Annotated in this window: 19 protein-coding genes; 6 read left to right on the plus strand and 13 right to left on the minus strand. The window is 46.7% G+C overall.

What is annotated here, in order from left to right; genetic code table 11:
* Positions 1-128: 128 nt before the first annotated feature.
* Complete coding sequence (rimI, locus tag H3S94_RS02690) at positions 129-623, minus strand: ribosomal protein S18-alanine N-acetyltransferase (RefSeq protein WP_198240206.1); 495 nt, start codon at positions 621-623, stop codon at positions 129-131.
* Positions 620-1288, minus strand: a complete 669-nt coding sequence (gene tsaB, locus H3S94_RS02695) for a tRNA (adenosine(37)-N6)-threonylcarbamoyltransferase complex dimerization subunit type 1 TsaB (protein ID WP_198240207.1) — start codon at positions 1286-1288, stop codon at positions 620-622. The genes rimI and tsaB overlap by 4 nt, the downstream gene beginning before the upstream one ends.
* A 742-nt stretch (positions 1289-2030) precedes the next feature.
* On the opposite strand from tsaB, the gene dps reads away from it, so the two are divergent.
* On the plus strand, positions 2031-2519 hold the full coding sequence (gene dps, locus H3S94_RS02700; RefSeq protein ID WP_077990620.1) for a DNA starvation/stationary phase protection protein Dps: 489 nt from the start codon (positions 2031-2033) through the stop codon (positions 2517-2519).
* A gap of 652 nt (positions 2520-3171) precedes the next feature.
* Here dps and cyoD read toward each other — a convergent pair.
* The 10 genes from cyoD to acnA form a co-directional block, all read right to left on the minus strand.
* A complete protein-coding gene (gene cyoD, locus H3S94_RS02705; protein WP_077990611.1) occupies positions 3172-3606 on the minus strand; it encodes a cytochrome o ubiquinol oxidase subunit IV in 435 nt (144 codons plus the stop codon).
* On the minus strand, positions 3606-4295 hold the full coding sequence (locus H3S94_RS02710; protein WP_077990608.1) for a cytochrome (ubi)quinol oxidase subunit III: 690 nt from the start codon (positions 4293-4295) through the stop codon (positions 3606-3608). The genes cyoD and H3S94_RS02710 overlap by 1 nt, the downstream gene beginning before the upstream one ends.
* The gene (cyoB, locus tag H3S94_RS02715) at positions 4292-6310 is read right to left on the minus strand and encodes a cytochrome o ubiquinol oxidase subunit I (RefSeq protein ID WP_077990604.1); all 2019 of its coding nucleotides are present in this window, start codon (positions 6308-6310) and stop codon (positions 4292-4294) included. The genes H3S94_RS02710 and cyoB overlap by 4 nt, the downstream gene beginning before the upstream one ends.
* Positions 6311-6389: 79 nt before the next feature.
* Positions 6390-7370, minus strand: coding sequence for a ubiquinol oxidase subunit II (cyoA, locus tag H3S94_RS02720; protein ID WP_077990602.1), 981 nt, complete (start codon positions 7368-7370; stop codon positions 6390-6392).
* A 271-nt stretch (positions 7371-7641) separates the two neighbouring features.
* Positions 7642-8079: a type II 3-dehydroquinate dehydratase gene (gene aroQ, locus H3S94_RS02725; protein WP_198240208.1), complete on the minus strand. Its 438-nt coding sequence runs from the start codon at positions 8077-8079 to the stop codon at positions 7642-7644.
* A 29-nt stretch (positions 8080-8108) separates the two neighbouring features.
* Positions 8109-9416: a DNA replication/repair protein RecF gene (gene recF, locus H3S94_RS02730; protein WP_198240209.1), complete on the minus strand. Its 1308-nt coding sequence runs from the start codon at positions 9414-9416 to the stop codon at positions 8109-8111.
* A 6-nt stretch (positions 9417-9422) separates the two neighbouring features.
* Entirely contained in the window at positions 9423-10541 is a 1119-nt protein-coding gene (dnaN, locus tag H3S94_RS02735; RefSeq protein WP_198240210.1) for a DNA polymerase III subunit beta, read from the minus strand.
* 191 nt (positions 10542-10732) lie between these two features.
* The gene (dnaA, locus tag H3S94_RS02740; protein WP_369805686.1) at positions 10733-12193 is read right to left on the minus strand and encodes a chromosomal replication initiator protein DnaA; all 1461 of its coding nucleotides are present in this window, start codon (positions 12191-12193) and stop codon (positions 10733-10735) included.
* Between the two features lie 946 nt (positions 12194-13139).
* The gene (gene rpsT / locus H3S94_RS02745) at positions 13140-13406 is read right to left on the minus strand and encodes a 30S ribosomal protein S20 (RefSeq protein WP_077990583.1); all 267 of its coding nucleotides are present in this window, start codon (positions 13404-13406) and stop codon (positions 13140-13142) included.
* A gap of 191 nt (positions 13407-13597) precedes the next feature.
* Complete coding sequence (acnA, locus tag H3S94_RS02750; RefSeq protein WP_198240211.1) at positions 13598-16291, minus strand: aconitate hydratase AcnA; 2694 nt, start codon at positions 16289-16291, stop codon at positions 13598-13600.
* Between the two features lie 298 nt (positions 16292-16589).
* Here acnA and ccmA point away from each other — a divergent pair, with 298 nt between their 5' ends.
* From ccmA to H3S94_RS02775, 5 genes are all read left to right on the plus strand, one after another.
* Entirely contained in the window at positions 16590-17213 is a 624-nt protein-coding gene (gene ccmA, locus H3S94_RS02755) for a heme ABC exporter ATP-binding protein CcmA (protein WP_198240212.1), read from the plus strand.
* Complete coding sequence (ccmB, locus tag H3S94_RS02760) at positions 17213-17878, plus strand: heme exporter protein CcmB (protein ID WP_077990576.1); 666 nt, start codon at positions 17213-17215, stop codon at positions 17876-17878. Before ccmA ends, ccmB begins: the two co-directional genes overlap by 1 nt.
* Positions 17879-17969: 91 nt before the next feature.
* A complete protein-coding gene (locus H3S94_RS02765; RefSeq protein ID WP_198240213.1) occupies positions 17970-18740 on the plus strand; it encodes a heme ABC transporter permease in 771 nt (256 codons plus the stop codon).
* Positions 18737-18952 carry a heme exporter protein CcmD gene (gene ccmD / locus H3S94_RS02770; RefSeq protein ID WP_198240214.1) on the plus strand — a complete coding sequence of 72 codons (216 nt, stop codon included), beginning with the start codon at positions 18737-18739 and terminating at the stop codon, positions 18950-18952. Before H3S94_RS02765 ends, ccmD begins: the two co-directional genes overlap by 4 nt.
* A 5-nt stretch (positions 18953-18957) precedes the next feature.
* Complete coding sequence (locus tag H3S94_RS02775; RefSeq protein ID WP_077990571.1) at positions 18958-19563, plus strand: DsbE family thiol:disulfide interchange protein; 606 nt, start codon at positions 18958-18960, stop codon at positions 19561-19563.
* 397 nt (positions 19564-19960) lie between these two features.
* Here H3S94_RS02775 and H3S94_RS02780 read toward each other — a convergent pair whose 3' ends face one another.
* Positions 19961-21436 (minus strand): RimK family protein, encoded by a 1476-nt coding sequence (locus H3S94_RS02780; protein ID WP_077990567.1) that lies wholly within the window; start codon positions 21434-21436, stop codon positions 19961-19963.

Consider the following 21436-nt stretch of genomic DNA (forward strand, 5'->3'; position numbering starts at 1 on the left):
TTCAGGGGTTATTCTCAAGGCGCTTATAGTCAGTTTTTTACTCACGGGCTTTTATCCGGAAGCTTTTATTCATGGGCTTTTTGCAGATGGACACTTTACCGGTCTATTCTTCACCCATCCGCTTTTTGCTAACCGGCTTGTTGCTGAATGGTTCTACGCATTATCAAGGCATCACTATGGCCTTTGTCGGTTTGATAATAGCAGGGTCTGCGTCCGACTTCACCAAAACCGAAACTTTTATAGAGTGAAAGTGCCGCGAGATTATTTTCGTCAACCTCGAGAAAAAGTTCTTTAGCCCTTTGTTGATAAAGATACCTGAAAACTGCATCCATAAGTTTGTGTCCTATGCCTTTTGCCCTGAAACGGGGATGCACAGCAATTGTTAAAATTTCTGCCTCATCAACAACAAGCCGGCAAAGAACGAAACCCGCAACTTTTGCGGGTTTGCCAATGGGGCCGGCTGTAAAACCGAAGATTCGCGGGTCAGTTAAAAACGCGGAAAAAGTCGCATCATCCCAAGCGTGATAAAACGATTTTTTATGGATTTCATGTAGAACATCGCTATCGTCGACAGCAATCGGATTAACAACGAATTCGGTTTTTGAAAACAAAAAACCACTCATTTGTCTTTCCTTGGCAAGGAAAATCCCATCTGCGGCTTTGCATCTGCATCGCGCAAATAAAGCGGCTTGGGGGAGCCTTCCGGCAATTTTGACTGCGAAAGAATTGCAAAACTCACAACATCCGGCGCATCTATAGAAAAAATTGCATTATCATTCACTTTTGCCAAATTTCCGATTGTTTTGGCAAAAGGCCCTGCGAGAATGGCATCTTCGTCAAGTGTAGCAACCACATCTTCTGTCTCCTGTACCTTAGCAGGAGAAAGCGATTTTGAATTTTTATCAAAATCCTGCCGGTAAACCATACCCCGCCCTGCATCAATGAGCGAGATAATGCGCTTTTCAGGAAATTGGTGATGGGCTTCATAAGCTATTGCTTCAAGGGAACTGACGCCGATCGCCGGTTTTTGAAGAGCCAGCGCCAAACCTCTTGACGTGGCTACACCGATACGCACACCTGTGAAAGATCCCGGCCCGATATTGACTGCAATACGATCAACCTTATCAAGATCAAGTCCGGCTTCTTTCGTAGCCAGAATAATCTGGTCAATCAATTTTTCGGCATGCCCTTTTCCTATCTTGTCACTTACCCGTGCAACAAGTGAACCATCTGCCATCAATGCGACGGCACAAATCGAAGAAGCTGTATCTATGGCGAGTATAATCATTCGATGTTTATTAGATCATTGTTAATGAAAACAAAAGGACAGATAGGGTGGAATCAGTCGATTTTGAAGTCTTAACCGACAATCTATCAAAGATCGTCAGGCAAAGACTACATCACGCCAATCAGACGTCATCGTATCAACCGATAAGTTAAGCAAAATATTATCATTTGAAAAAACTATGAAAATATCTTGGAGATTGCGCATGTGATTCATTATCGTTGATAAAACACCTTTTCTTTTTCACGAAATACCGATGCAGCCTTAAAATTCGGGTCTCATGATATTTAACCTGTTGCTTGACAATCGCTGGCGTATTACAGGCAAACTTTTTCACGGATATTTTACCATTTTATTTTTACTCTAAAATATTCGATAAAATTTAATAACTTGTTTTAATTTTTATATTTATATTTAAAATTGCAACATAAAGTTGATTTGTTTTTTCAATCATTGAGTTTATTTTTAGAAATATAATAATTTTAAAAAAGTAAAATGACAAAAAATAGGTACATAATTTTATAAAAAAAACTTATCTATTCCATAACGGTTCGATATATGAAAAATAATACAAAAATAATTTGAATTTTTGTATTGGATTATTATTGATAAGGAGTATTCTATATATGCATCACCGCACTACCGTTGAGACAGCTTGACAATGGTAGAAATTCCAAGCGGAACTTTTTAGCGTTTGGTGCGTTTTATAATTACGCAATTCAGTTCAAGCGGAGATTAATTCGATATGCTAAAAACACATAAAACCCGTAATGATATGCCTTCCAACACAAAAACAACTGCAATCGCATTGTTGAACAAAAATCTGGCAACGCTGATTGATTTGGCACTCATTACCAAGCAGGCTCACTGGAATCTCAAAGGTTCAAATTTTATCGGTGTCCATGAAATGTTGGACGGTTTCAGAGATGCCATTGATGAACATGTTGACATTATTGCCGAGCGTGTCGCCCAGTTGGGTGGAACAGCGCTTGGTACAGTTCAGACTGTAGCAGGAGCATCGAAACTCAAGGCTTATCCGACCGACATTTACAAGGTGCACGACCACCTCTTGGCTCTTATTGAACGTTACGGCGATGCTGCAAATGATTTGCGCAAAGCCATTGACGAAGCAGATGACGCTGGTGATGCTGATACTGCCGATATCTTTACGGCTGCATCACGTGAACTTGACAAGAGCCTTTGGTTCCTTGAATCACACGTACAAGAAGCCTGAGCAATAGCATTTAAATAGTTGAACCGGATTGACCGGTTATCAAAAAAAGGAAGCAGCCGCTGTTGCTTCCTTTTATTTTTTTTAAAAATTTCAGGCCACTTCAATCCCGATAAAAGCGATTGAAATTAACCGGTCAATAAATACAAAAACGAAATTGTTTTTTGAGTTACGGAAACAGCTCCTGGCCAGATCGGTTGCCAACCGCGAAAAAAGCATCGGTTGCCAACCGAGGGAAAAAGCATCGGTTCCCAACCGGGAAAAAAGCATCGGTTGCCAACCCAGGAAAAAGCGCTTTGTGAATATTGTCTGCTCGCGTTTCCGGTGCGCCATCCTTTTACGATTTTAAATGCCCTCGACCGGATGGGAAAGTATGTAACTTACCGATTTTGAAACCGGAACACATTCGCTTAACGGCAAAACAAAGTGTCGAAAAAAGTGTCGAAACCTGTGTTTGAGATAACGACATGTTTCAAACACCATAAAATTCCGGCACCTTAGAATTCCGGCACCTTAAAATTCCGGCACCTTAGAATTCCGGCACCTTAAAATTCCGGCACCTTAAAATTCCGGCATTGAAAATTCGCCGCAGAAAAGCAAAGCCCCGCTTGAAGGCGGGGCTTTCCAAACTCGTTTATATTCAAGACAATTGCTATTATTGCGCAGGTGTAGCAGGTGTTTCAGGTGCAGCTTCTGTCGAAGGTGCAACCGGACTACCACCGGGAACCTGATCGATAATATCAGGCTGAACAATACGCCCCGAACCACCCATCATATTGTAGTTCAAGTGGGAAATTGCCCACCATGTACCACCAATAACGATGAATACGCAGAGTGCACCGAACCACATTGAGCCGACCATCCACTTCGCATCCGGACCTTCGTTGAGGTGGAGGAAGAAAACAATCTGAACGACTATCTGGATGAGAGCCATACCAATGAGGTAGATAACCTTGGTGCTCACTGCCCAGTTATCAAGCATTCCTTGCATAACAGGAATGAATGATGCGAGGGTTAAAATAACAGCCAGAATAAAACCGACCATGTATTTACCGGTTGTTACACCGTGTGCTTCTTCATGTTCGCTCATTATAGTGCTCCCAAAAGATAGACGGCGGTGAAGACACCTACCCAGACGATGTCAAGGAAGTGCCAGAAGATAGACAGACAGCTTAAACGTGTCTTGTTATCGCTATCCAGACCGCGACGGCCGAGATGTACAAACATCAATGCCATCCAGATCAAACCGGTTGTAACGTGAATACCGTGTGTGCCAACCAGCATGAAGAAGGACGACCAGTAAGCCGAAAGGACTTCCTTGCCGAATACCCGCACACCGGTTTCAGGGTCAACACCTGCATAAGCGGAAGGGTCAAAGAAGAAAACGGATTTCAGTTCACCGTTTTCCATAACGCCCCAAAGCAGCTTATGGAATTCATTCAACTCCATTCCGATAAATGCAAGGCCGAGAATGAAGGTAATAGCAAGCCATGTTTTAACACCGCCGATGTTACCTTTATGAACCTGCACCATCGCCATGCCATAAGTAATTGACGAGAACAGCAGCAAGGCTGTTTCACAAAGCACATAAGGCAGCTCGATGAAGTCTTTGCCGGCAGCGCCGCCGCCATAAGCGGAGGCGAACACTGCAAATGTAGCGAACAGAGTTGCAAACAGGATCAGGTCGGAAAGGATATAAACCCAGAACCCGAACACCATTGTCGAACTGCCGTCGTGGTGATTTTCCGCGTGAGCGGTTGTTACTGCTGTAGCGCTCATGCTTTTACTCCTTGTGCTTTGAGAACAGCGCTGAATTCGTCTTCAGTCTTCTGTACTTCCTCAGCCGAGATGTAATAGCCTGCATGGTTTCCATTAAGCGAATGAAGCAGAATGGTTACAATGAAGCCAACGAACGTAATTACAGCCAGCCACCAGATGTGCCATACGAGAGCGAAACCGAGCACCAACATCAACATGCCGGAGATAAAGCCAGCAATCGTGTTGGAAGGCATGTGAATCTTCTCGAAGCCTGATGTTTTACGATGCTCACCACGTTGTTTCATATCCCAATAGGCATCGTCCGCTTGAACGACAGGGACTGTAGCGAAGTTGTAAGCAGGAGGAGGACAAGAAATTGACCATTCCAGTGTACGAGCATCGCCCCATGGATCGTTCTGGGTAATCGGCAATTTGCCTTTATGCTTGATGCCATACCAGATGGCGATCAAAACCTGAAGAACGAAGCAAAGGATACCAAGAAGGATGATAAACGCACCTACAGCAGCTGTAATGAACAATGGCTGCCAGCTTGGTTCCATGTAGTGTTGCAAACGACGTGTTGCACCCATCAAACCAACTGCGTAGATCGGGAAGAATGCGACGTAGAAGCCGATGAACCAGCACCAGAACGAAGCAATACCCAATGCACGATTCGGCTTGACACCGAAAGCTTTCGGGAACCAGAACGCCAAGGCTCCGAGGTAGGCGAACACAACACCACCAAGAATTGTGTGGTGGAAGTGGGCAACCAGGAACAGGGAGTTGTGGAACTGCCAGTCAGAGGGAACAATCGAGAGCAGAACACCGGTAAGACCGCCACCAACAAAGGTGAACATCATACCCATGCACCACAACATCGGAGGTTCAAAACGGATGCGTCCTTTATACATGGTGAAGAGCCAGTTGAAGACCTTAACACCGGTCGGAATAGCAATAATCATCGTTGCTGTACCGAAGAAGGTGTTAACAGCTTCACCGCCACCCATTGTGAAGAAGTGGTGACCCCAAACAATGATCGAAAGGATCAGGATGACGAGAACAGCCCAAACCATCGAGGTGTAGCCGAAAAGACGTTTTGACGAGAATGTCGGAACGATTTCGGAAATGATACCGAATGCAGGAACAACCAGAACATAAACTTCCGGGTGACCGAAAATCCATACATAGTTGATCCAGACCATCGGGTTACCACCGGCGGTATTGGTGAAGAAGTTCATATCAAGATAACGATCGCCAGCAAGCAGAGCATAAGCAACTGTCAACGGCGGATAAATGATAAGGATAAGAACGTTTGAAACCAATGCGCACCAGCAGAATACCGGCATTTTCCACATTGTCATTCCCGGAGCGCGGCACTTGATAATGGTGGCAACAAAGTTGACCGCACCCATTGTCGTCGCGATACCGGATAGCTGTAGTGACCACAAATAATAGTCAACACCTGTATCCGGACTATTCAACAATTCCGAGAAAGGAGGATACATCAACCAGCCACCGCGGCCGAAATTACCGATACCGAGTGAAATGTTGATGAGAATTGCACCGGCGCATGTAATCCAGAAGCCGAGGTTGTTGGCAAATGGAAAAGCCACATCGCGAGCACCGAGTTGTAGCGGCAGAACATAGTTCAAAATACCGAACAATAGCGGCGTTGCCATGAAGAAAATCATGATTGTGCCGTGTGCCGAGAAAATCTGGTCAAAGTGATCAGGCGGCAAATAACCCGCATTCTCCGATCCAAGCGCGAGCGCCTGGTGTGTACGCATCATGATAGCGTCTGCAAAGCCACGGACAAGCATGACAATTGCGAGGACAATATACATAATGCCGACGCGCTTGTGATCAACAGATGTGATCCAATTGCGCCACAATATTCCCCACCAGCCGAGCAGCGTGATAGCGGCAAGAACAACGACTGCCAATACAACCACAACAAGGCAGGTGTATAGGACAATCGGCTCATTCGTTAGCGCGTGAAACGCTCCGGCTACAGGGTCTGTAAGTCTTCCAAACATTTTTCAACCCATATTAAATGAATTTCGGTTTGGAGGGGACGCTGCCTTTTCATAAGGTTAGGCCCCTTCCTCGATAATTTTATTTCTTCTGAACCACACCGGGATCAAATACGGAGCAGAGTTCACCCCACAGAGATTTCGCTGCAGCTAGTTTCATCTGATCTTCGTTGCAAGTGGTGCCTTCATCAACGCAACGGTTCACGATGCGGTAGTATAGACCTTTTTCAACTTGCGAGAAATAGCGAACCTCGGCGTCTTTTTGCTTACCTGCAACATCACCCATTTTCGGTGAGAAGGAAAGCTGGCGGTAGCCTGCACGGTCAAGCGTTTCTTTGCTTTCACGCGCTTTGGCAATCCAGTTGTCAAAGTCGGCTTGAGCCACAGAATTCCACTTGAAGTGCATTTCAGAGAAACCGTCGCCACTGTAATTGGCTGAAGATCCGTTGAATACACCCTTACGGTCAGCAATAAGGTGCAACTTCGCATTCATTTGCGGCATTGCATATAGAACTGTCCCAAGACGTGGAACCCAGAAAGCGTTAACCGAATTTTCAGAAGTCAACTGAACGAGAACCTGACGGTTTTCCGGTGCATAGATTTCGTTGATCGAAGCTACGCCATATTGCGGATAGATAAACAGCCATTTCCAGTCGAGTGCTACAGCATCGATCTGGAGCGGCTCCTGTGTTCCGGCAGCATCTGCGCTGAGAGGCTTTGAAGGTTCGAGCTTATATGTGAAATATGCTGTCAAACTTCCCAAAATAATAATAACAAGAATCGGAATCCCCCACATGAAGGTTTCCACTTTTTTCGAGTGCCCCCAATCCGGCAGATATTCTGCTTGGGTGTTGGTAGCACGATATTTAATTGCGAAAGCAACGACGGCGATCATTACTGGAATAACAATACACGCCATCACGATAACGCACGTAACAATCAAAAATAGCTCATGGCGCGCCACATAGCCCGCCGGGTTGAGAACATCAAATTCACAACCTGACAAGAGCAAAGCGGATATTAAAACGCCCAGCAGCCCTGTTAGTTTACCAAAGTTCTTCATTCCTACCTGCCTCTTTATATGCATTGCATATTATTGCACGAGGGTATTTCTATTCATTCGTCACGAAAAAGCAGCATTTTCCCGCTCTTCCGGTATTCCACATCAGACAGATTAATTGTCCCAAAAAGACATAGAAGCCCGATCTGGACTGACGTTGCCACAAAGACAATTGTGGCATCATCTAGGCACGTCTTACTCTTTAGGTGAAAATTCGCAAGGGTTTTGTCCCCCCCTGCGTCAATATTGCGCGGTTTTTCCGACGATTTCGGATTCACAAATCGCGTTGAACGATATATTCAACTGCGAAGCGGTATCCGGCACTTCCGCAGCCCGCGATGACAGCATTGGCCCGTTCCGACACAAATGAGTGGTGGCGGTAAGCCTCCCTTTTATGGATGTTTGATAGATGCACTTCTACAACCAATCCTTCAAACATTTTCAATGCATCGAGAATCGCAATCGAAGTATGGCTATAAGCTGCCGGATTGATAATAATTGCATCACTTTTCCCGATAGCATCCTGAATAAAACTGACGAGCTGGCCTTCATGATTGGTTTGTAAAAATTCGATGTCGAAACCGTGCGAACGTGCACATTCGCGAACGAGCGCCTCTATATCATTCAAGGTTTCGCGACCGTATATGGCCGGTTCGCGTTGACCCAGAAAATTGAGATTCGGACCATTTAAAACTGTAATCTTTTTTGCCATCGCCATTTGCCCCTCTTAGTTCGAGCTATTCACCCCAAGTCATCCAACATTTCCCGACTCTCTGCAATGCTTCCGTCGGAGATTTCAAAAAATTGTGCGCGCCCGTCCAATGCAGAAAAAAGTTGCCTGTCGGTTCCGGTCATGAATGTCTGTCCACCAAGACGATCAAGACTATCGAACAAGATCGCCCGACGATTCTTGTCAAGGTGGGCTGCCATCTCGTCGAGCAAGAGAATCGGTGTCATACCCGATATTTCTGCCGTTAATTGCGCATGAGCCAAAACAAGCCCTATCAGCAATGCCTTTTGTTCTCCTGTCGAACAAAGTGCCGCCGGCATATTTTTTGCCCCATAGAAAATCAGCAGATCGCTTCTATGCGGGCCTTCAAGAGTGCGACCGGCTTTACGGTCAAGCTCCCGTTTATCGTGAAGACGCTGTCTATATTCTTCCTCGACATCCACCGCCGATTGACGGGCAAGTGCCCGTTCCACGAGTCCCTCTATATCCAGAACAGGCGTTGGAAACGATTTTTCGCTGTCAAAATTTTCAATATCGGAGATGAGCCGCACAACATCCATACGCGCCGCCGCAATTGCAATTGCGAGTTCCGCCATCTGCATTTCCAAGGCATTGAACCAACCTTCATCACCATTTCCATCAGCAAGAAGGCGATTTCTCGCGCGCATTGCCTTTTCAAAATCCACCACACGACGCGCATGGGCAGGGTCAATTGCCAGAACCATACGGTCGAGAAACCGCCGTCTCTCGCTTGCCGGCCCCGTAAACAGCCCATCCATCGAGGGAATGAGCCAGCTTAGACGACAATATTCGGTCAATCGGTCAGAAGTTACACCTTCACCGTTTATCCGCACTTTACGCCCGCTGGATGCGATGTCACTTGCAGTTCCGATATTCACATCTCCGTAAAGCGCAGAATGTAATTGTGCGAAAATAACAAATCCATCAGTCCCCTTCTGATCGATTGCTCCCTTTTGAAGAAAGTCGGCGCCCTCTCCCGCCGTTATTTTTTCTTGAACAGCAGTTTCCAATTGTTGAAGACGGGTTTCGTCGGCACCGCCGGATGCTCTTTCATGACCGAAAACCGGTTTGGAACCGGCACTAACAACGTTGTCATAAGCCGCCCGACGTAAACCACGTCCGGGCGAAAGAAATGACAGTGCTTCAAGAAGATTGGTTTTCCCCGCGCCATTGTGACCGGTGAAGACGACAAGCCCATCGGAAAAATCGGCCGAAAAACCCCGATAGTTGCGAAAATTGGTTAATTTCAGTTGCCGGACAAACACCTTTACAGCTCGTCCGCCATATTTTTCCACCATTCGTTTCTATACACGCATCGGCATCAAAACATAAAGTGCATTCGCATCTTCACCATCCCGAATGAGCGTCGGCGCCCCGGAATCGGCGAGCATGAAGACCGCATTTTCACCGTTGAGTTGTGCCATAATATCAAGAAGATATTTTGAATTGAAACCGATTTCCAAAGGTTCGCCCTCATAATCGGCGACGATCTGGTCTTCCGCACTGCCGGAATCAGGATTGTTGACTGTGAGTGTTAATTGACCATTTTCGATTGTCAATTTGACGGCTCGCCCGCGATCGCTCGAAATAGTCGAAACGCGATCGACCGATGCAGCAAAGCTTTGACGGTTAATAGTGAGTTTCTTGTCATTACCCAAGGGGATAACACGTTGATAATCAGGAAATGTGCCGTCGATCAATTTCGAGGTGAGCACAACAGAAGCGATGCTGAAACGTATTTTCGTTTCCGAAACTTCTATTTTTATTTCGCTTTCGGCTTCTTCCCCCAACAGCTTTTGCAACTCGCCTACAGCTTTTCGGGGAATGATAACGCCCGGCATTCCTTCAGAACCGGATGGTGCATCGGTTTCGGCTTCGGCCAGACGGTGACCGTCCGTTGCAACTGTGCGCAGTTTTAACCCTTTATCATCTATCACATGGAAATAGATACCATTGAGATAATAGCGCGTTTCTTCGGTTGAAATAGCAAATTGGGTGCAATCAATGAGTCGCTTCAATGCGGATGCCGCCAATGTAAAACTATGGCTGAAGTCACCGGCATTGAGTTCGGGAAAATCTTCCTTGGGCAAACATTGCAACCGGAAATTCGACCGGCCGGAAACAACCAGCATGGCATTTCCGTCATCTGCGACCGAAAGCATTATCTCGCCACCTTCGGGAAGTTTACGGACAATTTCGTAAAGAAGATGAGCCGGAACCGTTGTCGACCCTGCCTGTTCGATATTGGCTGCAGTCGTTTCTGTCACTTCAAGATCGAGATCGGTCGCCTGCAATTCAACTCCGGAATTGACTGCGTTAATCAGGACATTCGACAGAATAGGAATCGTATTTCGTCTTTCGACGACACGATGTACTCGACCGAGAGATTTTAACAGATGGCTACGATCGACTGTGATGCGCATATTGGACACTCTCTATAACTAATTCTGCCATTCAACTATTTCTTGCCCGTAAAATTACACGCAATGATCCTTTAAAGACAAGGAATCACCTTGCAAGAAAACAAATTAAAAACAGAATGGCAATATTCTTGCCTGAAATGCAAGTCTTCGCCTGATTATCACATCCGGTATTCGGTTTGCAAATGAACCCATCAGGCTGACTGTTCGTCGATCAAACGTTTCAGCAATTCCAGTTCTTTGGCCAATTGCTGATCGGCTCCGACCATATCCTCGATCTTGCGCACAGCATGGAGAACGGTTGTATGGTCACGCCCGCCGAAACGCCGGCCAATTTCCGGCAAAGAGCGCGGTGTCATCATCTTGGCGAGATACATTGCAACCTGACGCGGTTTCACAATCGTGCGGGTCCGCCGGTTCGACAACAAATCCTGCTTGGAAACATTGTAATGGCGGGCGACAACACGTTGTATTTCTTCAATGCGAATCCGCTTCGGCTCACCGGAGCGCGTCAAATGATCCAGCAATTCGTCAATGCGGTTCAATGACAAATCGGGTTCAAAAGACTGGCGGAATAAAAGCTGGTTAAAAGCTCCTTCGAGATCACGCCCCGAACCGGAAACAGTTCTGGCAATATGCGACAAAACTTCATCCGGAATTGCAATTGAAGGATCATCATGTTGGGCAGCTTTCAAACGCTTGCGCAACATTTCAAGCCGCATATCAAAATCCGGCGACTCGATTTCCAATGAAACTCCACCCTGCAACCGCGAGCGAACACGCACGTCAAGCGACTCAAGCTCGGCAGGTGCCCTGTCGGCGGCAACGACAACCTGCTTTGCACTGTCCAGCAACATATTGAGCAAATGACAGAACTCGTGTTGAATCGACTTGCCTTGCAAAAATTGCATATCGTCAATGATGAGCAGATCAATGTCACGCAATTGTTCTTTGAAAGACAATGCATTGTTGTCGCGAATTGCCGTTGCAAAACGCCACATAAAATATTCTGCCGTCAAATAGATGACACGAACCGGCGTCGGACGTTGCAAAGCTGCAGCCGCAATAGCCTGTAAAAGATGAGTTTTCCCCAGACCGACAGCGGCATGAATGAAAAGCGGATTGAAACGCAGAGCACTTTTATGACTTTCCGCAATGGACCGCGCTGCAGCGAGAGCTACACGATTGGATGGCCCTTCGACAAAGGTATCAAAGGTGTAACGCGAATCGAGCGGTGAGCCAAAAACACTTTGCTGCGCCTCGGCCGGAAAATGGTCTGCCCGGTTATGGAGAGAAGAAGGTACAGAATTTTCCTGCTGAACGTGTGCATGATTTTCTTCGTCCTTGCGCGGTGCGGCGTGTTTTACTACACGATTCATGCCACGCACGACGACATCGACACGCAAGAGCGACGGGCATTCCTGCCGCCAAAGCTCTGTTAGAATTGTTGCATAATGGTTGGTAATCCAGGAACGCAGAAAAGCGGTCGGAACAGAAAGGCGCACCTGGCTTCGATTAAACTCGTCGAGCTGCAAACGCCCGAACCAGCTTGTATAAGCTTCATTGCCAACATGGACTTTCAACTGGGCCATTACCCGATCAAAAAGTTCGTCACCTTCACCTTGTGTTACCAAATGGTGTGCACCTTCACCCATTCCGGTTTCACTTGACACTATCCCATTCAAATTTGACATTTTACGCAACATTCTCTCTGACAACAACCGAAGGAAAACGACCGGTAACGATACCCTCAAGCCAACCGACGATTTTCGTCTTTATTAAAAATAAAACAACTCGCACAAAACAGACTTCGTGTTCGCTCAGTCTTGTTGAACCGATACACTTCCGCTTTATCCGACAAACCCTGTTAAGCCCCTACAAATTTTCGTTCGCGAGATCGGACATTGCCAACATGCTTCAAGACGCACCATCCAGCGCAGTGTCTTATTTCAGGCAACTTCCGAAACAAGCGATACCTCATCAACTGTTTCACCGGCAGAACGAACGTCCTATCATTATTCAAGCAGCAACGGAGCCGCCTGAACCGGACAGTCTTGCCAGAACAACAGCCAAAAGAAATTCCCTTCCGGCTCTCGTCTATCCCTTTCGCCGCATTTGGCGAAAGACTCATGAAACAGCTAGGAAAGCTATCCTTTCCTTCGTTAAACATACAAAAACGCTATCCATAATTGCAAGGGGTGAAAAATGTGCCAAATCGTCCCAAACGCCCGATCCTGACTGTGCCGTCTTTTAGCAATGAAGCGTAATTACTTTGATTCAATAAGCTTTTTTTCAAATGTTCCGGATAGTCTCATCGAGATAAAACCCCTTAAAAAAAAATTAAAAAAAATACTTGACAAAAACTATGGCGAACGGGGCTTGCGACAGCTTGTGGATAAAACAGGTAATTATCTGTTTTTAAACGTTTTTTAAACCAAAAAATTTAACGATAATTTATTCTAAAAATAGCATTTTTTACAGTTAATTTTTTTCTTCTTGACACAGATCAAATGCCAAAAAACCGGCATCCAGAAGATACCGGTTTGAAGTCAAAACGAATAAAACACACGCGGCCCATTTTGGCCGCCAGAGTTTTTAAAATCAGGCCGAAATAGTTTTCAACTTTTTAGCAAGACGTGACACTTTGCGCGATGCTGCATTTTTATGCAGAACACCTTTGGTCACAGCACGCATCAATTCAGGCTCGACTGCCTTGAAAGCAACTTCAGCGGCGGCTTTATTACCGGCAGCAACCGCATCATCAAATTTGCGCACAAATGTACGAACACGTGTACGGCGTGATTTATTAACTTCTGTGCGTGCTGCAATCTTACGCACTGCTTTTCTGGACGAAGGTGTATTCGCCATAAGTCTATCTCTCTCTTCTTATTGAACGGCTTTAAAGCCTAGAAACACAAACTGCGGCCAGTAGCCGCTTAATCTTGGCGGGCTTATAGCTTAATTCAGCCGCTCGCGTCAATGAGATTCTCTCAAATTGTCATTTAAAAATAAACGGGGTGCGATTCCACACCCCGTTTATCAATTTTTAAAACCGTCAATCAGCCTTCTTTGGCCAAATTGCGCAGAACATACTGCAAAATGCCGCCATTATGGAGGTAATCAAGTTCATCGACCGTATCGACCCGGCAAAGAAGCGGAACTTCCTTGACCGTGCCGTCACTGAATTGAACTCTGGCAACAGTTTTTTGGCGCGGCTTCAGATCGTTGATACCATCAATCGTGATAACTTCATCGCCTTTCAGCCCCAAAGAGCGCCAGCTCTGTCCATCCTCGAAGACAAACGGAACAATTCCCATACCAACGAGATTGGAACGGTGAATACGCTCGAAGGATTGAGCTATCACCGCGCGCACGCCCAAAAGATTGGTTCCCTTGGCCGCCCAGTCGCGGGATGAGCCGTTACCATATTCGATACCGGCAAAGACAACGAGTGGCACATGCTCGCTCTTATACTGCATAGCAGCATCATAGATCGATTCTTCTTCCTTGGATGGATAGTGAATGGTGTAGCCACCCTCGCGTCCATTTTCACCAAGCATGAAGTTACGGATACGGATATTGGCAAATGTGCCGCGCATCATCACCTCATGGTTGCCACGACGGGTACCATACTGGTTGAAATCGGCGGGTTTTACACCGTGTTCGATCAAATATTTACCGGCCGGAGAATCAACCTTGATAGAACCGGCAGGTGAAATATGGTCGGTCGTAATCTTGTCCCCGAAAAGTCCGAGGATACGCGCTCCGTCAATATTCTTGAGCGGTGCAGGTACTTTCGGCATATTTTCAAAATAGGGAGGATTGCGAACATAGGTCGACTTGTCGTCCCATGCATAAGTCTCGCCTGCAGGAACCTGAACCTTCTGCCAGTTTTCATCACCCTTGAAGACATCCGCATATTTCGATTCAAAAATCTTGCGGGTAACATTCTTTTCGATGAATTCCTGAACTTCTTGCGAAGTTGGCCAGATATCCTTCAGGTAAACCGGTTTTCCATCCTTGCCGGTTCCAAGAGGCTCTTTTGTGAGATCCTTGGTGATGGTTCCAGCCAAAGCATGGGCAACAACAAGTGGCGGTGAAGCAAGGTAGTTAGCCTGAACATCAGGCGAAACACGCCCCTCGAAGTTACGGTTACCCGAAAGCACTGCCGCAACAATCAAGCCCTTGTCATTGATGGTTTTTGAAATTGCCGGCGGCAGAGGACCGGAATTGCCGATACATGTCGTGCAACCGAAGCCAACAAGATTGAAGCCCAAAGCATCAAGGTCTTTTTGCAGTCCCGAATTGACAAGATAGGCTTCAACAACCTGCGAGCCGGGAGCCAGCGAAGTTTTAACCCACGGCTTGGATTTCAAGCCTTTGGCAACCGCGTTTCTGGCAAGTAGACCTGCCGCGATCAGAACACTCGGATTGGATGTGTTGGTGCAAGAGGTAATCGCCGCAATAGCGACATCTCCGTGGCCAATGTCGAAATCCTCGCCTTCAACCTGATAACGTGTTTTTTCGCCGGTTGTTTTCTTATATTCGTTGTGAAGAGCTGTGGCAAAACTTTTACCGACTTCTTCAAGCGGCAAACGCCCTTCCGGACGTTTCGGACCGGCCATCGAGGGCACAACCGTTCCCATATCAAGTTCGATTGTATCGGTAAACACCGGATCGGCCGTATGGGAATCATGCCACATGCCCTGAGCTTTTGTATAAGCTTCGACAAGTGCAATCCGCTCTTCTTTACGACCTGTCATGTTAAGGTAACGGATCGTTTCCTGATCAATCGGGAAAAAGCCGCATGTCGCGCCATATTCAGGGCTCATATTGCCGATTGTTGCACGATCGGCCAAAGTCATATGCTCAAGACCCGGACCAAAGAATTCAACAAATTTACCAACCACGCCTTTTTTGCGCAACATCTGCGTTACGGTCAAAACAAGATCGGTCGCGGTAATGCCTTCCTTGAGTTTGCCTGTCAGACGGAAGCCGATAACCTCCGGCAATAACATGGAAACCGGTTGGCCAAGCATGGCAGCTTCGGCTTCAATACCGCCTACACCCCAGCCGAGAACGCCGAGACCATTGACCATAGTGGTATGGGAATCGGTACCGACACAAGTGTCGGGATAAGCTATTGTGTGGCCATTTTCTTCTTTTGTCCAAACACATTGGGCAAGATATTCAAGATTGACCTGATGGCAAATACCTGTCCCCGGAGGAACCACGCGAAAATTCTTGAAGGCTTGTTGGCCCCATTTCAGAAAGCGATAACGTTCGCCATTACGCTTATATTCGAGTTCTTTATTGTGTTGGAAAGCGAGCGGATTGCCGAAATCATCAACAATGACCGAGTGGTCAATGACCAGATCAACCGGAACCAACGGATTGATTTTTTCCGGGTTTTCACCAAGTTTCACCATTGCGTCACGCATGGCAGCAAGATCGACAACCGCTGGAACGCCTGTAAAATCCTGCATCAAAACGCGTGAAGGGCGATAGGCGATTTCAGCGCCTGCTTTTCCTTTGTCGTTCAGCCATTTGGCGATATTTAAAATGTCGTCTTTCTTGACCGTGCGACCGTCTTCAAAACGTAACAGATTCTCCAAGAGAACCTTCATTGAAAATGGCAAACGGGAAACACCGGTAAGACCATTTTTTTCAGCCTCTGTCAGACTGTAATAAATATAGTCCTTGCCATTCACATGGAGCGTTTTGCGGCACTTAAAACTATCTATTTGAGACACGACTGTTCGTCCTTATATCTGTGCGAGCCTTAGCTCCTGGAACGAACGCCACAAACTGCGGGTCAAGATCGCAGCTACGGTGCGGGTGCAGTCATTTCCGCTGTCCGTTCCTCAACCGCCAGAACAAGCAGATTTGGAGACCGGCCCAAAAATTGTTCCACACCGACCGCTGGTATGGTAATTCTTTTATAGTTCCTTTTCTGGAACTGTTCCAGACGTAATCCATTAAAAAAAATGTGTTTACTTGTTTGAACGCGCCATCCATCCTAAGAAAGGTCAAGCAAAATCCGGTGGTTACATGGAAATAAAAGCAGTCGAACTCAGCGCAAAAAGGGGTGAAGAGGTCTTATTTCAGCACCTCTGCTTTACAATCCATGATAGAGAAGTGATGACGATTACCGGCCCGAATGGCATCGGCAAGTCAACTTTGCTGCGAATCATTGCCGGTTTTCTGCAAGCGAACGAAGGAACCATAGAAGCAAAAGAAGACGGGCAGATTTTTCCTGTTGCTCTCCTCAGTCATTATCTTGGCAGTCAAAACGCCATGAAAACGCATCTGAGCGTTTTACAAAATCTGGAATTCTGGTCAAATTTCGATGAAGCGCAATTGTTGTCGCCGATGGAAGCACTCGATCAGGTCGAACTTTCCGGCATTGAACATCTTCCCTTCGGTGTTCTTTCAACCGGACAGAAAAGACGCGTTGCCATTGCGCGATTGTTATTATCCCATCAGCCTTTATGGCTCCTTGACGAGCCGACATCGGGGCTTGATAAACATGCAAGTTCGATCTTTGCAAAAATCATGGAAGACCATAGAAACCGTTCGGGCATGATTATTGCCGCAACCCATTTGCCTCTTGGCATAGAAGAAAATTATAATATCTTACTTGATAATTATCTTCCCGATTTCGAGGAAAGCTGATGAAGGCTCTTTTCTTGCGCGATCTGCGTATTGCTTTTGGTCCGGGAAGCTCCTTGCTCACAGGACTTCTGTTTTTTGCAGCAATTATCATTATAACTCCGTTTGCGATCGGCCCCGATCAGGAAATTTTATCCCGCATTGGTCCCGGAATGCTGTGGATCGGAGCCTTGTTATCTATCCTTCTTGGACTGGATCGCATGTTCCAGACCGACCGTGACGATGGCAGCCTCGATCAACTGATATTATCGCGACATAGAAAAAGCTTGAGTCTCGTTGTTTTTACTAAATGTTCGGCTCATTGGTGTGGAACCATTCTGCCGCTCATTCTTTTTACTCCTGTGCTTGGATTGATGCTCGGTCTTGATGGAACAGCAATAGGCGGTCTAATGCTCACACTTTTATGCGGAACACCTGCCATTACCCTGATTGGTGCAGTCGGAGCGGCACTTGCAACCTCGCTACCGCGTGGCGGCGTATTGATATCGGTTATTGTTTTGCCGCTTGCTGTACCGGTTATGATTTTCGGGGTATCCGCTGCTTATGCTACCACCGCTCCGGGGATCTCGTTTATAAATCCGTTATTGTTTTTGATCGCACTGTCACTGTTTTTCTCGATCCTCGGCCCATTGGCTGCGGCTTTGACACTTGCTTCATTATCGGACTAGACATCACATCTTTGTCAGATTGGTGTCATATGTTGGCCTCTATGAAGAAAGATAATTGCGACAAAAACAAAACCCGATAATAAGGGACATCATGGAATTGATACAAAAAAAGACAAACTGGCTGCAATCATTAGCCAACCCGACGCGTTTCATGGGGTTGAGCGGTATAATTTTGCCGTGGCTCAGCCTTGTTGCTGTTATTGTTCTCGCCTGTGGCCTTTTCATGGTCATGCGTTCGCCAGACGATTATCAGCAAGGCATGACAGTGCGCATCATGTATCTTCATGTGCCTTTTGCATGGCTTTCCATGTGCTGTTACACTTTGATGAGTGTTTCGGCACTCGGAACTCTGGTCTGGCGCCATCCGCTTGCCGATGTATCACTCAAAAGTGCCGCTCCGATCGGTGCGACTTTTACCGCACTTGCCCTTATAACCGGCTCTCTCTGGGGGCGGCCAACTTGGGGTACATGGTGGGAATGGGATGCAAGGCTCACGTCTGTGCTCGTGTTGTTTTTGATCTATCTCGCTATTATTGCGCTTTCACGAGCCTTTGACGATCCGACAAAAGGTGCGAAAGCTGCCGCTATCCTGACACTTGTCGGCTTTATCAACATACCGATTATCAAGTTTTCCGTCGAATGGTGGAACACACTTCATCAACCCGCCTCCATTCTTCGCAAAGGTGGCTCGGCCATAGATAGCGCCATGTTATGGCCGCTCTTTACCATGGCTATCGGTTTCACACTGGCATTTTTTGCCCTCTATCTTGCCAGAATGCGTACCGAGATTACCCGTCGGCGTGTGGAAACAATGCAAAGAATGGCTGCGCGGCGTCTGCGCCAGAAGGAAAATGTAAAATGACCATTGAAAATACAACCGGTATTTCCGATCGTATCGACATCTTTCTGGGTCAGTTCGACCATACCCAGATTGTCAGCTTGAGCTATATTGTCTCGGCTGCCATTCTTTTGTTGCTGGTTTTATATATTTTCCTTGATGGCCGTCGTCAAAAAAACCGGCTGCAAAAACTTGAACAATCAAATGCCATCCGTGCCAACAAAATAAAATCGTGACGATCATGGACGCGCCTAAAAGAAAAATGAGTGTTCCGGTGATGATTGCCCTTTTCGGGCCATTCATCCTGTTTGTTGTTCTGGTTGTTATCATGTTCAGCCATATGGAAACGACCAATCCGGACACGGCCAATCTTGTTCCCAATGCACTTTCCGGCAAACCGGCTCCTGCAACCCGCTTGCCACTTCTTGGTCAAACCGGTTCCTTTAACCCTGAAGACTTCAAGGGACGTGTCACACTCGTCAATTTCTGGGGGTCATGGTGCCCGCCCTGCCGTGACGAACACCCCACCCTTATCGAAATCTCGAAAGACAACCGCTTTGACCTTGTCGGCGTCAATTACAAAGACAATCAGGAAAATGCCATACGCTTTCTTGATAATTTCGGAGATCCTTTCAAGCTCGTCGGCTTCGACCAAAGTGGCCGCGCAGCCATTGATTGGGGTGTTTACGGACCACCGGAAACTTTTCTTTTAAACCGCGAAGGCATTATTGTTTATAAACATATCGGGCCATTAACGCCGCAAATCTTTAAAGATGAAACATTGCCACAAATTGAAAAGGCACTGGATAGCAACACTTCTTCGGCCGATCATTCTTCTTCCCGGTAGCTTTTTTACCATGGTTCCCTTATTATGGAAGGAGCGCCGTTTGTGCCAGAACAGCAATCCAATCACATCGGCCTTTGTGGGGTTTCATTTTTGCTTTTGTGACACGCAAGGAAACATGAAGGCCACTCATGCTTCTGTCAAAAATGATGTTTTTGAAGAAATGCCCAATGCCCGTTTTCGCTTGGTAACGAGATAAAACGTCATTCTATGAAATATGAAAAAACCGGCAACCCATTGCCGGTTTTTCTCTTTAAGGCCTTTAAATCAACGTTATGCCTTTTAATCGCCGTTAGAGCTTTTAGACAACGTTAGAACTTTCAATCAACGTTCATCCTTTCGTTCAGCGTTCATTCTTTAGTTCAACGTTCATTCTTTAGTTCAACGTTCATTCTTTTGTTCAACGTTCGAGGCGCTCGATAAACCAGCGTGTGAGGTTGATCCAGACATCGTCTTTTTCGGCCAGATCCTCGACACCATGTTCGATATTGGGGTTGTCGTTCACTTCAATGACCACAATACCTTCATCGGTTTCTTTAATATCAACACCGTAAAGGCCATCACCGATACAACGGGCCGCCTTCAACCCGATTTCGACGACTGCCGGCGGAGCATCGGGAATAGCATAGGTTTTGAAACCACCTTCCAGCGGTTCGCCACCGTTCGGATCATGTTTGATGATTTGCCAATGGTGGGGTGCCATTTCATATTGGCAAACAAAAAGCGGCTTGCCACCCAATACACCGACACGCCAATCGAATTTGGTCGGTAAATATTTTTGTGCCAGTAAAAGATCGCTATCTTTAAGCCATTCATGGGCAAGGCGACGCAATTCTTCCATCGAGCCAACGCGTTTCACCCCGCGTGAAAATGACGAATCCGGAATTTTCAACACCATCGGGAAGCCGAGCGTATCTGCCGCTCTGACGAGATCATCATTGCCACCGATCATCACGGTGGGGGGAACCGGCACACCGTTTGCGCGCATCAACTCGTCAAGATAGACTTTGTTTGTACAACGGATCATCGACATCGGGTCGTCGATAACCGGCATATTTTCCTGCTCCGCGCGACGGGCGAAACGATAGGTATGGTTGGATATATTGGTTGTTTCGCGAATGAAAAGCGCATCAAAATTGGCAAGACGGGCAAGGTCTCTTGCGCCGATCGGTTCGACTTCCACACCAAGGCGGGCAGCAATTTTTGCCCAATGTTTCAAATCGGCAACGTTTGTCGGCGGCAACTCTTCTTCCGGATTGCATAAAACTGCAAATGTCCAACGCGGCGGAACTTTGTGGCGGGCTTCTTTCCAGGCCCGTGTCGTATAAGTTTCCATCGCCTTATAGAAAGCATCGCGGCTATCACCTTCAAGCTTTTGCCAATTGGCAAAACATATTTTGTGAATGCGTGCCCATTCACCCGGTATAACGTGAACTTCCAATGCCGGAGCCCGATACCAGTCAAACAAAAGGTGGCCGAATTTTTCAAAACGGTCACCCTTTATGTCATCCGAGCTATCGGCAATACCAAAAAATACCCTGATGATTTCCGGTGCGCGCGTACCGTCTCCTTTCAGGGCTTTGTTGAGACAATCTTCAAGTTCGGGAATGGATTTTTTATATAACCGTCGTTCCGACAGGTCGATCATGGTTTCGACCGAGGGCAACACACGATGGCCGCGCGCTTCGGCAAGCAGCGAACAATAATAAGCGCGGCTTTGATAGCGGTAAGAACGTGACAGGTTGATAATACGGGGACGTTGACCGGCAAATAGCGCAGGATTGGCCAAATAGTCACGATGTGTCATGACTTTGTGCGTCGTCGCACCATTATCAACGTCAGACACTCGTCCAGCAAGAATTACACAAATAGTCAT

The sequence above is a fragment of the Bartonella sp. B10834G3 genome (genome assembly GCF_016102505.1).
Taxonomy (GTDB): Bacteria; Pseudomonadota; Alphaproteobacteria; order Rhizobiales; family Rhizobiaceae; genus Bartonella; species Bartonella choladocola.

What these genes read in the sequence shown, in the direction of transcription:
- rimI (WP_198240206.1), bottom strand. Translation starts at nt 623, where the DNA reads ATGAGTGGTTTTTTGTTTTCAAAAACCGAATTCGTTGTTAATCCGATT.
- tsaB (WP_198240207.1), bottom strand. Translation starts at nt 1,288, where the DNA reads ATGATTATACTCGCCATAGATACAGCTTCTTCGATTTGTGCCGTCGCA.
- dps (WP_077990620.1), top strand. Translation starts at nt 2,031, where the DNA reads ATGCTAAAAACACATAAAACCCGTAATGATATGCCTTCCAACACAAAA.
- cyoD (WP_077990611.1), bottom strand. Translation starts at nt 3,606, where the DNA reads ATGAGCGAACATGAAGAAGCACACGGTGTAACAACCGGTAAATACATG.
- H3S94_RS02710 (WP_077990608.1), bottom strand. Translation starts at nt 4,295, where the DNA reads ATGAGCGCTACAGCAGTAACAACCGCTCACGCGGAAAATCACCACGAC.
- cyoB (WP_077990604.1), bottom strand. Translation starts at nt 6,310, where the DNA reads ATGTTTGGAAGACTTACAGACCCTGTAGCCGGAGCGTTTCACGCGCTA.
- cyoA (WP_077990602.1), bottom strand. Translation starts at nt 7,370, where the DNA reads ATGAAGAACTTTGGTAAACTAACAGGGCTGCTGGGCGTTTTAATATCC.
- aroQ (WP_198240208.1), bottom strand. Translation starts at nt 8,079, where the DNA reads ATGGCAAAAAAGATTACAGTTTTAAATGGTCCGAATCTCAATTTTCTG.
- recF (WP_198240209.1), bottom strand. Translation starts at nt 9,416, where the DNA reads ATGGTGGAAAAATATGGCGGACGAGCTGTAAAGGTGTTTGTCCGGCAA.
- dnaN (WP_198240210.1), bottom strand. Translation starts at nt 10,541, where the DNA reads ATGCGCATCACAGTCGATCGTAGCCATCTGTTAAAATCTCTCGGTCGA.
- dnaA (WP_369805686.1), bottom strand. Translation starts at nt 12,193, where the DNA reads ATGGGTGAAGGTGCACACCATTTGGTAACACAAGGTGAAGGTGACGAA.
- rpsT (WP_077990583.1), bottom strand. Translation starts at nt 13,406, where the DNA reads ATGGCGAATACACCTTCGTCCAGAAAAGCAGTGCGTAAGATTGCAGCA.
- ccmA (WP_198240212.1), top strand. Translation starts at nt 16,590, where the DNA reads ATGGAAATAAAAGCAGTCGAACTCAGCGCAAAAAGGGGTGAAGAGGTC.
- ccmB (WP_077990576.1), top strand. Translation starts at nt 17,213, where the DNA reads ATGAAGGCTCTTTTCTTGCGCGATCTGCGTATTGCTTTTGGTCCGGGA.
- H3S94_RS02765 (WP_198240213.1), top strand. Translation starts at nt 17,970, where the DNA reads ATGGAATTGATACAAAAAAAGACAAACTGGCTGCAATCATTAGCCAAC.
- ccmD (WP_198240214.1), top strand. Translation starts at nt 18,737, where the DNA reads ATGACCATTGAAAATACAACCGGTATTTCCGATCGTATCGACATCTTT.
- H3S94_RS02775 (WP_077990571.1), top strand. Translation starts at nt 18,958, where the DNA reads ATGGACGCGCCTAAAAGAAAAATGAGTGTTCCGGTGATGATTGCCCTT.
- H3S94_RS02780 (WP_077990567.1), bottom strand. Translation starts at nt 21,436, where the DNA reads ATGACTATTTGTGTAATTCTTGCTGGACGAGTGTCTGACGTTGATAAT.